Consider the following 8,929-nt stretch of genomic DNA (forward strand, 5'->3'; position numbering starts at 1 on the left):
AAGGCCTTCGAGAACCAGCAGCGTCCGAGGTGCGTTTTGGACATACCCGAAAATGCCCGGCTTGAAAAACTTTTGGGCATGCTGGGCTCGTCATTCGACGGCGAGCGCGCCAACGCTGCGCGCTTGATGGCCGAGAAGCAGGGCCTGACTGTCGTCGAGCTGATCTACGGCGTCGGCTTGCAGCGGTGCCGCCAGCAGAAGTCAAAGCCAGAGCAACCGGAAGATGACCCTCGCGCCACAGTGATGCCAGATGCCAGGCTCAAGGCGTTGGCTAAGATCGCCGACAATCCAGAACGGTACCGATCGGTTCTGACCGACTGGGAATTCCAGTTCGCTGTCGATGTCTCAGAGCGCTACGCGCGTGACTTCCAATTGAGCGAGAGGCAGCTCGGTGTCGTCGAAAAAATTCTTCGCAAAGCCCGACGCACGGCCCGAAAATGATGGGTACGGCATCGATAGAAGAGTTCGAGCCCGACTTCGCCAATCCGGCGGAATGGGCCGCCATGTATCGCGCATGCCGGCTGCAGGTGATCCCGTGTTACGCGCCGTCCGAGGTGGCGAGGGGGGCTTCGTGGAAGCGTCCCAAGCTGTCGGAATGGACGGAGTTTCAGGGCAGCCTCGTTCCCGATGCGGTCTTTGCGCGCTGGTACGGTGCCGCCGGCGAGCACGCAGCCCGCGACAACATGGGCATCTTGACCGGCCACGCCAGCGGCAATGTCTTCGTGATCGATTTGGATGATCAGAAGGGCCCCGCTGCTGGTGAGTGGTGGCGCGGCATTCTCGCCGTGCACAACAATGGCATCGAGCCCGAAACGTGGCGCCAGCAGACCGGCGGCGGCGGTCGGCAAATCCTGTTTCGGGCGCCGCCGGATTGGCACGTCCCAACCAACAGGACGCCGATCGGCGTGGATATCCGAGGGCAGGGTGGCTTCGCCGTGCTGCCGTCGTCGATGCATGAGAGCGGGCGGCGATATGCATGGGCTCCCGGCTGTGCGCCCTATGAGATCGACGTCGCGCCGGCGCCGGAATGGCTGCTGGCCGCCGTAGCGGCGCTGGTGACGCAGCATGGTGGCGACCAGGGTGGTGGTCGCCGCGAGCGCACAGCATCTCCCGGCAGCGACTATGATGCCTTCGGCAATCGCATCGACGGCCGCGAGGAGGAGATGCGCGACGTGGTCTGGCGCGCTGTGCTGGAATGGTATCGGGAATGCCCCATCAAACCTCCAGAGTTCGAGTGGAAGGGGCGCGCCGAGGCGGCCTATCGGATCTACGAGCGCAACGTCAAAAGTCGTCTCTACGGCGCTGACAAGGCGGAACTGCTCGAGCGGGAGGGCCGTGGACCGACCGCGTTCTGGGAGAAGTGGCGCCGGGAAATGGGAAAGTGGGGCAGCCCCAAGATGACGGAGGAGGCAGCCAAGCCCAACCCAAACTCCGATCAGCCGCCGTCGAAGGACTCCAGGGTCGATCCCAAGACCGGCGAGCCGCTGCCGCTGCTCTTGAGTGCGGAGCAGTTCGTGGCGGGCTTCTCGCCGCCCGCTTACCTGATCGATGGCGTGTTGCAGCGTGGCTATCTGTACGCACTCACGGCACGCACAGGGCACGGCAAGACGGCGGTGGCGTTGTACATCGCTCAGGCCGTTGTCCGTGGCGTGCCCATGCACGGCAAGGAGGTCAAGGCGGGGACGGCCCTGCTGCTGGCTGGCGAAAACCCCGACGATATCAGGGCGCGGTTCCTGGTGTTGGCCGACGCCTATGGCTTCAAGGCCGAAGACCTCAAGATGCGGTTTGTCGCCGGTGTGATCGACATCGCCGCCAAGATGCCGGAGATCAAGGCTGAAGCCGACAAGATCAACGATCTTGTCTTGGTCATCGTGGATACGGCGGCGGCCTACTTCCCGGGCGATGAAAGCAACAACAATTCTCAGCAGGGCGCATATGCTCGGCTGCTGCGGCAATTGACCTTCCTGCCCGGCAAGCCGGCCGTGCTGGTCAACTGTCACCCGGTCAAGAATGCCTCCCGTGACAACCTGCTGCCGATGGGCGGCAGCGCCTTCCTGAACGAGGTGGACGGCAACCTGACGCTCTGGGCGACGGCCGAGCGGCAGACGACCCTGCATTGGCAGGGCAAGTTCCGTGGCCCCGAATTTGAACCCGTGACGTTCGACCTCGAGCTGGCCGACAGCGCCCGCGTGATCGATGCCGAGGGGCGCCTGATGCCGTCCGTCGTCGCGAAGCCGGTCTCCGAACTTAAGCTGCAAATGGATGAGGGCAAGCAGGAGAGCGAAGAGAACATGCTCATGCGCGCCATTGCCGCCAACCGGAACAGCTCGATTGCAAGCCTTGCCGTCACGTGCGGGTTTGTTGGTGCGACCGGGCAGCCGCAAAAATCGAAGGTGTACGCCATGTGCGGCCGGCTGGTCGCGGAGAAACTGCTGGAGCGCCGTGGCAACAAGTACCGGATCACACCAAAGGGCAAGCGTGAGATTGGCTGGAAGGACGATGACGATTGAGTCCTTTGTACATGCAATGGGCCTGAACGATCGTCTGAACGATGTGAGATCGAAAAACAGGCCGTTCGTTCGGGCTGAACGATGGTCTGAACGACGCAAATAAATTGGAGCCAACCCTTTGAAATATAATCGTTCAAGGCCGAACGGCTCGCCGACGAACGCTCCATGCCAATGGAGGAGCGTTCGTTCGGAGCGTTAGCGTAGCGTTAGCGTCCCTGGGTTTTTGATGTTTGGAGAAGCCGGATGGCGGACGAGCTTGAGGCCCTGAAGGCGAAGCGGACGGCAATGATGAAGGAGATCATGGGAACGTTCAAAAGATCGAGCAACCCACACCCAAAACAGCAGCGAGCGAGCCTGACGCGGCAGATCGGTCTGCTCGAAGGGAAGATTAGGGATGCCCCAGGAATGTGATGAAAGCAAACCGTCACGGGCAAGATGAGACCGACCCAGTGATCCGCGGCGGCGTAAGCCTCAATATGTTGGACACGGATGGGAGTACAGACATGCACGGGATAGGAGTATTCAGTGGTCGGCACAAATGACGCTATATTGGGTGCACACCCCAATGAACCGGTCGGATGTCATTGAGCGCGAAACCAAAAGCCGAGGTCCTAACCCCCCGCAACAAGATGCCCTTGGACACGCTTGCCGGGGTGAGGGGAGAGATGGCGCGGCTCTACCGGCTCGGTCTGAACGGGAGGATCCCGTCCGACGAAATGACCCGGTTTATCTACGCTTTGAAAGAGATCCGCGCCTGCCTCGAGGTGGAAACATTGATCGACATTCAGCAGCGGCTGGCCGTGCTGGCCCGGGATATGGGAGATCACAATGGTCACCGTGTCTACCATCAACCGACTTTCCCGCGCAGTTGAGCAAATTGAAGGTTGGAGTCATCGGCGTCCATTCAAGGTCGTGAAGGTTCGTCGAGGCATTCACGAGGAGCCCGACGTGGCGCGGGATCGCCACTACGCGGCCCACCCCGAAGATCGAGATGCAGATGTCGTGATCTGGGATTTTGTCTTCGACGATGAACTGGCTGACCAGAACGATCGTGGCCCCGCGGCGGGGAATAATCCGGCCAACATTTGAGGCCTTCCCATCAGACGCGGCAAGGTATGCAAAACGGAATCGCAGGGATTCCAAAACGTTCGTACGAGTTCTCCACGCAGAGTGTTACAAATTGATCTAACGGGCGTTACATCAAGACGTGTATGGGGCTTTTGGCGCGTGGCACAGGGAAAATTCATCTCCTACCTGCGGGTTTCGACCGACAAACAGGGACGAAGTGGCCTTGGCATTGAGGCGCAACGCGCGGCCGTAACGAGTTATCTCAACGGGGGCCAGTGGACGCTTGTATCTGAATACGTGGAGACGGAGAGCGGCCGGAAATCGGACCGGCCGAAGCTGGCGGCAGCGCTGTCGCACGCCAAGGCCATCGGCGCCAAACTGATATTCGCGAAGCTGGACCGATTGACCCGCAACGTGGACCTCCTGCGGTCGCTTGTCGCAAGCGAGGTTGATTTGGTGTTCTGCGACCTGCCGAGTGTTCCTCCGGGGCCAATAGGAAAGTTTCTGCTCACTCAGATGGCCGCGGTCGCAGAGTTGGAAGCCGGTTTGATTGGCGAGCGCACCAAGATGGCATTGGCCGCCGCGAAGGCCAAAGGCATGAGGCTTGGTAACCCGAACGGCGCTCGTGCTCTGCGCGGCAAGCAGACAGGCAACGCTGAAGCAGTCGCCAAGATCAAGGAGAAGGCGGCGCGGCGTGCAATCGATCTCCAAGGTATCATCGAGAGTATCAAGCGAACGGGCGCCACGAGCGTTCGCGCTATTGCGCATGAGCTGAATCAGCAAGGCGTCAGCGCGCCCCGCGGCGGTTTGTGGCATCCGACTGCCGTGGCGCGTCTTCTCAGAGCAGCTGGCGCCTGAATGGATCGCCAGACCGCACACGATGATGCGGGCGCCCAGCCGGCAGGCCGGGGGGCTACGTCGGGATCGCATGGGTCCCATCGGGTACCTGAACCCGGCCCAATTTTTCGCGCTCAACCGTCACTTCGGTCAGCGCGAGGACTATGAGGCGACTTCGACGATCTCGACCAGAACCGGTGGCGGCGACTCAGCGCGAGTCGCTGGTGCGCTTTTAGGGGCGACCCAGGTAAACCAGCGGCGGAGTCGCAAAACGCACCGGCAGACTCCGGAAGCAATCCTGATGCAAGGTGAACAGCCATGACCCTCATCGCTACGCGCCCTCCGCTATTTTGATCGGCATGCCGAGGTCGATGAGCCGCGCTTGCAGCAGGGACAGGGAAAGCATGTCCTTCGCGTTGACGTAATGGGTGTTGTCGCCGGGATGGGATCCCACGTTGAACTCGAGGAGCGGACCGCGACCAGAGTCGCGCGCGGGGCCGAGATCGATTTTCTCTAGCAAGTGATAAGCTTTGGCGAGCGGCCCGCCTTTGGTATCGAACCAGTCCTCCCAGTAGCGCCTTTGGACTGGCTTGTTGAAATCCCCCGGTTCTATCAAGTGAGAGCAACAGATTGTCTCAATCTCTTTGTCGGTCCGGTGTGGAATGTCCTCGCTGACAAAGAATTCACGCCACGTCGGCGGGGGCGGCGCAAAGCTCCACGGGCCTAGCGTAAGTTGAAAGCCCTCGTCGGGAATTTCATGCCAGTACATGGTCTCGACCACTTGCAAAGGCGACGCCAGCAAAGGCTGGCTCGTCCTGCGGATAAAGGAGCACGCGTCGCTAACGAACGCCGCCGTCAGCAGGCTACCTGCACCGATCAGAAATCCACGTCGTGATTGCAGCATAAAAAAATCCTCCGAGATTGCACACGCATCTGGAGGACTTGCGACCTACTGTTGCCCATGCGGCCACATCGTCGTGCCACCGTTGCCGGTCTAAGGCTGGTTGGCGGGGCCATCAGGCCCTCTCAGGATGCAGACTTATAAATAGCGTGTGTGCACACCATGTCAAATTCCAGATCGCCGCGTGAGACGCTCCAGGATGGGCCAGATCGAATTGGAAAAGAGAAGAGGCCTGCGGGTCGTGCGCCTCATCATGCCGCGCGATGACTTGCTTCGCCAATCTGCGGTCTTCGTCGTATCTCCAGCATCTAGCATTTTTGGTAATTTCTCCGAGGAGTGACGGGAGGCCAAGCCGCTATAGTTTGCTAAACCACCGTTTAGAATCTGTACGGTGCGCGTTTTCGGAATCGCGGCCATTCATTTTTGCCTTATCAGAGTGTGCTGCCCGTCGGCACCTCTACCGTTCGGCGGGTAACGGTGGCTGCACTTTGCGCCGTAGTTGTTTCCTCTCAGCTAGGGTAGAATAATTCGGTGCGGTAGCGATCCCTATGCCTGCGACGAAAATGGGTTGCTGTGGAAGGATGGTCGTCTGCCGCCCTCTCGCGAGGGGCCAATGACTGTTTACGATCCTGACGTTCCGAAGACCGCCGAAGAGATCGCGCTGGAAGACACGATCGCCGATCTGGTCTATCGCTTGAAGCACACGCGCGAGGGCAGCGCCGAATACAAGTTTATCGAGCGTCAGCTCACGGGCATCTTCCACGGCAGCGAGCTTGGCGGTCTCATCATCGAAGAATACGAGATGCGCGCTGAAGTGGCTGTGCCTCGCCGCCGCCGTCAACGCCCGTAATCGGACTGGTCGGCCAGACCGCCGATCACGCCGGGCGCAAGAAGACCAGCACCGATCGCGTGAGCACACGCTCCGCCAACGGCTCTGGCTGCCCTCGCGGTGGACAGCTGTCGCCGAGGGGGTGGGCTCCCCCGGGGCGCTTAGCCGGGATTGGAGCGACCAGGGTACCGGTACCGGTTACTGTGGCATGTCTTCTACATCATTTTTTGCGAGGCACTTGAGTACTAGCAGATTTCCCATTTCGATCAGCATTTGGATATTCGAAGCAGGTCGCCATCGGAAGCTCTTAGGGATTGATAGGGAGCGGGTGAGTCAATTTGACTCACAGAAGCTCCTTGCGGAATTGCGAGATCAACGAGTCTGATACTCTGCCTATTCCAGCAAGGAGATCTCGCGTGACCGATCTCACTTACAATCTGAACGGCGGCTTCAAGCCGACAGCGAAGAGGTTCGCTGACCTCGGTGGACCGGACTTTTTCCCGACGCCGGATTGGGCAACGTTCGCATTGATCGATAATGAAAAGTTCAACGGCGAAATTTGGGAGTGCGCGTGCGGTGATGGTAGCATGTCCCGCGTCCTGGAGCAGACTGGCCAACCTGTTCGCAGTTCTGACTTGTATGATCGAGGATATGGAGAAGCCGGTGTTGACTTTCTCCGTGCAGAGCAGACGACCGACAACATCATCACCAATCCGCCCTATAATTGCGCCGAGGGTTTTGTCGCGAGCGGCGTCAAGCTGGCGAAGCGAAAGCTCGCCCTTCTCCTGCGGTTGGCCTTCTTAGAGGGCGCGAACAGAGCGAATACGATCTTTTCCAGAGTGCCACCCGCCCGCGTCTGGGTATTCAGTGAGCGCATTACCTTTTACCCAAGCGGGGTCGAGCCGAAAGGCGGTGGGACAACGGCCTATGCTTGGTTTGTTTGGGACAAAGAGGCGGAGGGGCCAACTGAACTGAGGTGGTTCAACCCCGGCTACAAAGCAAAGTATGCTCAACTACGTCACGTTCTGGTCGAACAGGATCAAGCACGAGTGCAGAACCACACGTGAGCCCAACTTCTGGAGCGCGCGCTGGGTGACTAGCCGCAGGCGCATCGAAATACGCATCCGCCGAACGGCTCTGGTCGAGGACAGCTGTCGACTTTCACACTAAGCGACCTCGCCATCTTGAGATTGATGACTGGCAGAATTTCAGCGGGCCCGCGGTTCGCGCAGTCGACTAGCGCCTGCCAACGTGTCGCGCACCTTGACGCGCCCCCCGTCTGACTTGCTGACTTGCTGACATAGAAATGGCTCTCCAGTACGGATTGCATGTTCTCAAACATCGCATGGAGATCGTCGCAATAGACCGAAGGATTGTTGCAAACGTTTTTGGAGAAACGATGCGGAACACGCATCGGACACGCCCAAGATCGGCGTATTTCCTTCAAGCTGATCTGGTTTTGATGTAGCGTGCCCCGGCTACCCAACCGTGAGGGGACATCCGGTGAGTACGATCACGGAATGGCTGGCCTCGCTCGGACTGTCGGAGTATGCGGACCGCTTTGCCGAGAACGGCATCGATATCTCCGTGCTTCCAGATCTGACTGAGCAGGATCTCAAGGACATAGGGGTTTTGCTCGGCCATCGCCGAAAAATGCTGCGCGCGATCAGCGAACTTGCTGCGCCGGGAACGCCCCCGCCGCCGCGCGGGGCTGCGCCTGAGCAGGGGCACGACGCCGAGCGGCGGCAGGTGACTGTAATGTTCACAGATCTCGTCGGTTCCACTGCGCTCTCTGCGCGCATGGACCCGGAGGAGTTGCGAGAGATTATTTCGGCGTATCAGAGATGCGTCGCCGAGACCGTGCGGCGTTTCGACGGGTTTGTGGCGAAATACATGGGTGACGGTGTCCTTGTGTATTTCGGCTACCCCAAGGCCCATGAGGACGACGCCGAGCGGGCCGTACGGGCGGGACTGGCGCTGATCACCGCGGTGACGGGGCTCCAGACCCGTGCTTCGTTGCAAACCCGCGTTGGCATTGCAACCGGTTTGGTCGTGGTCGGCGACCTGATCGGATCGGGCGAAGCCCAGGAGCGCGGCATCGTCGGCGAAACGCCGAACCTCGCCGCACGCCTCCAGACGATCGCCGAACCGAACTGCGTGGTCATTGGCGAGGGCACTCGAAAGCTGCTCGGCGATCTCTTCGAACTGCAGGATCTCGGGGCCAAGGACCTCAAGGGCCTCGCCGGACCGACACGGTCCTGGGCGGCGCTGCGGAGGAGCTCTATAGAAAGTCGTTTCGAGGCGTTGCGCTCAGGCCAGATGCCGCTCGTCGGCCGAAGCGAGGAGTTCGATTTGCTGCTCAGGCGCTGGCACCAGGTTAAGTCCGGTCAAGGACGCGTGGTCATGCTCACTGGCGAACCGGGCATCGGCAAATCTCGCATTACGGTCGCGCTCCAAGAGCATTTGCAAAGCGACCCGCATACGCGGCTGCGCAACTTCTGCTCGCCGCATCACCAGGACACTGCGCTACACCCGTTGATCGGCCGGCTTGAAAGGGCGGCCGGCTTCACGCGAGAGGACACCGCAGACGAAAAGCTCACCAAGCTGGAAGCCGTGCTAGGCGAATCCGATGCGCCGCCCGAGGAAATCGGTCTCATCGCCGCGTTGCTGTCGATCCCGTCTGGGCGCTATCCGCCCCCCGAGCTGAGCCCGCAAAAGCGCAAGGAGAATACCTTGGCCGCGTTGCTGGCGCAACTCGAGCGTCTGGCGGCGAAGCAGCCGGTG

10 protein-coding genes and 1 riboswitch are annotated in these 8,929 nt (G+C 60.3%); of the genes, 9 read left to right on the plus strand and 1 reads right to left on the minus strand.

Features of this window, described 5'->3' with window-relative positions; genetic code table 11:
- The first annotated feature begins 36 nt into the window (after nt 1-36).
- The 6 genes from SO180_RS26610 to SO180_RS26635 all read left to right on the plus strand — a co-directional run bounded on the left by SO180_RS26610 (nt 37) and on the right by SO180_RS26635 (nt 4,436).
- A complete protein-coding gene (locus tag SO180_RS26610; protein ID WP_449381793.1) occupies nt 37-441 on the plus strand; it encodes a hypothetical protein in 405 nt (134 codons plus the stop codon).
- A 62-nt stretch (nt 442-503) separates the two neighbouring features.
- The gene (locus SO180_RS26615) at nt 504-2,510 is read left to right on the plus strand and encodes a bifunctional DNA primase/polymerase (protein WP_449381808.1); all 2,007 of its coding nucleotides are present in this window, start codon (nt 504-506) and stop codon (nt 2,508-2,510) included.
- A gap of 243 nt (nt 2,511-2,753) precedes the next feature.
- Nucleotides 2,754-2,921 (plus strand): hypothetical protein, encoded by a 168-nt coding sequence (locus SO180_RS26620; protein WP_449381794.1) that lies wholly within the window; start codon nt 2,754-2,756, stop codon nt 2,919-2,921.
- Between the two features lie 224 nt (nt 2,922-3,145).
- A complete protein-coding gene (locus SO180_RS26625) occupies nt 3,146-3,382 on the plus strand; it encodes a hypothetical protein (RefSeq protein ID WP_449381795.1) in 237 nt (78 codons plus the stop codon).
- On the plus strand, nt 3,339-3,599 hold the full coding sequence (locus SO180_RS26630; protein WP_449381796.1) for a hypothetical protein: 261 nt from the start codon (nt 3,339-3,341) through the stop codon (nt 3,597-3,599). The genes SO180_RS26625 and SO180_RS26630 overlap by 44 nt, the downstream gene beginning before the upstream one ends.
- Before the next feature lie 138 nt (nt 3,600-3,737).
- Complete coding sequence (locus SO180_RS26635; protein ID WP_449381797.1) at nt 3,738-4,436, plus strand: recombinase family protein; 699 nt, start codon at nt 3,738-3,740, stop codon at nt 4,434-4,436.
- A 310-nt stretch (nt 4,437-4,746) separates the two neighbouring features.
- Here SO180_RS26635 and SO180_RS26640 read toward each other — a convergent pair whose 3' ends face one another.
- Nucleotides 4,747-5,319: a hypothetical protein gene (locus SO180_RS26640; protein WP_449381798.1), complete on the minus strand. Its 573-nt coding sequence runs from the start codon at nt 5,317-5,319 to the stop codon at nt 4,747-4,749.
- 37 nt (nt 5,320-5,356) lie between these two features.
- Nucleotides 5,357-5,455, minus strand: a riboswitch (SAM-I-IV-variant riboswitch).
- Nucleotides 5,456-5,884: 429 nt separating this feature from the next.
- Here SO180_RS26640 and SO180_RS26645 point away from each other — a divergent pair.
- The 3 genes from SO180_RS26645 to SO180_RS26655 all read left to right on the plus strand — a co-directional run.
- The gene (locus SO180_RS26645) at nt 5,885-6,166 is read left to right on the plus strand and encodes a hypothetical protein (protein WP_449381799.1); all 282 of its coding nucleotides are present in this window, start codon (nt 5,885-5,887) and stop codon (nt 6,164-6,166) included.
- A 395-nt stretch (nt 6,167-6,561) separates the two neighbouring features.
- Nucleotides 6,562-7,212: a hypothetical protein gene (locus SO180_RS26650; RefSeq protein WP_449381800.1), complete on the plus strand. Its 651-nt coding sequence runs from the start codon at nt 6,562-6,564 to the stop codon at nt 7,210-7,212.
- 436 nt (nt 7,213-7,648) lie between these two features.
- Nucleotides 7,649-8,929 (plus strand): adenylate/guanylate cyclase domain-containing protein (locus SO180_RS26655; RefSeq protein WP_449381801.1); only part of this gene is annotated, 1,281 nt, incomplete at its 3' end.

Source organism: Bradyrhizobium sp. UFLA05-112, from assembly GCF_053572325.1.

Coding starts and splice junctions, on each gene's coding strand:
- SO180_RS26620 (WP_449381794.1), top strand. CDS start 2,754: ATGGCGGACGAGCTTGAGGCCCTGAAGGCGAAGCGGACGGCAATGATG.
- SO180_RS26615 (WP_449381808.1), top strand. CDS start 504: ATGTATCGCGCATGCCGGCTGCAGGTGATCCCGTGTTACGCGCCGTCC.
- SO180_RS26630 (WP_449381796.1), top strand. CDS start 3,339: ATGGTCACCGTGTCTACCATCAACCGACTTTCCCGCGCAGTTGAGCAA.
- SO180_RS26640 (WP_449381798.1), bottom strand. CDS start 5,319: ATGCTGCAATCACGACGTGGATTTCTGATCGGTGCAGGTAGCCTGCTG.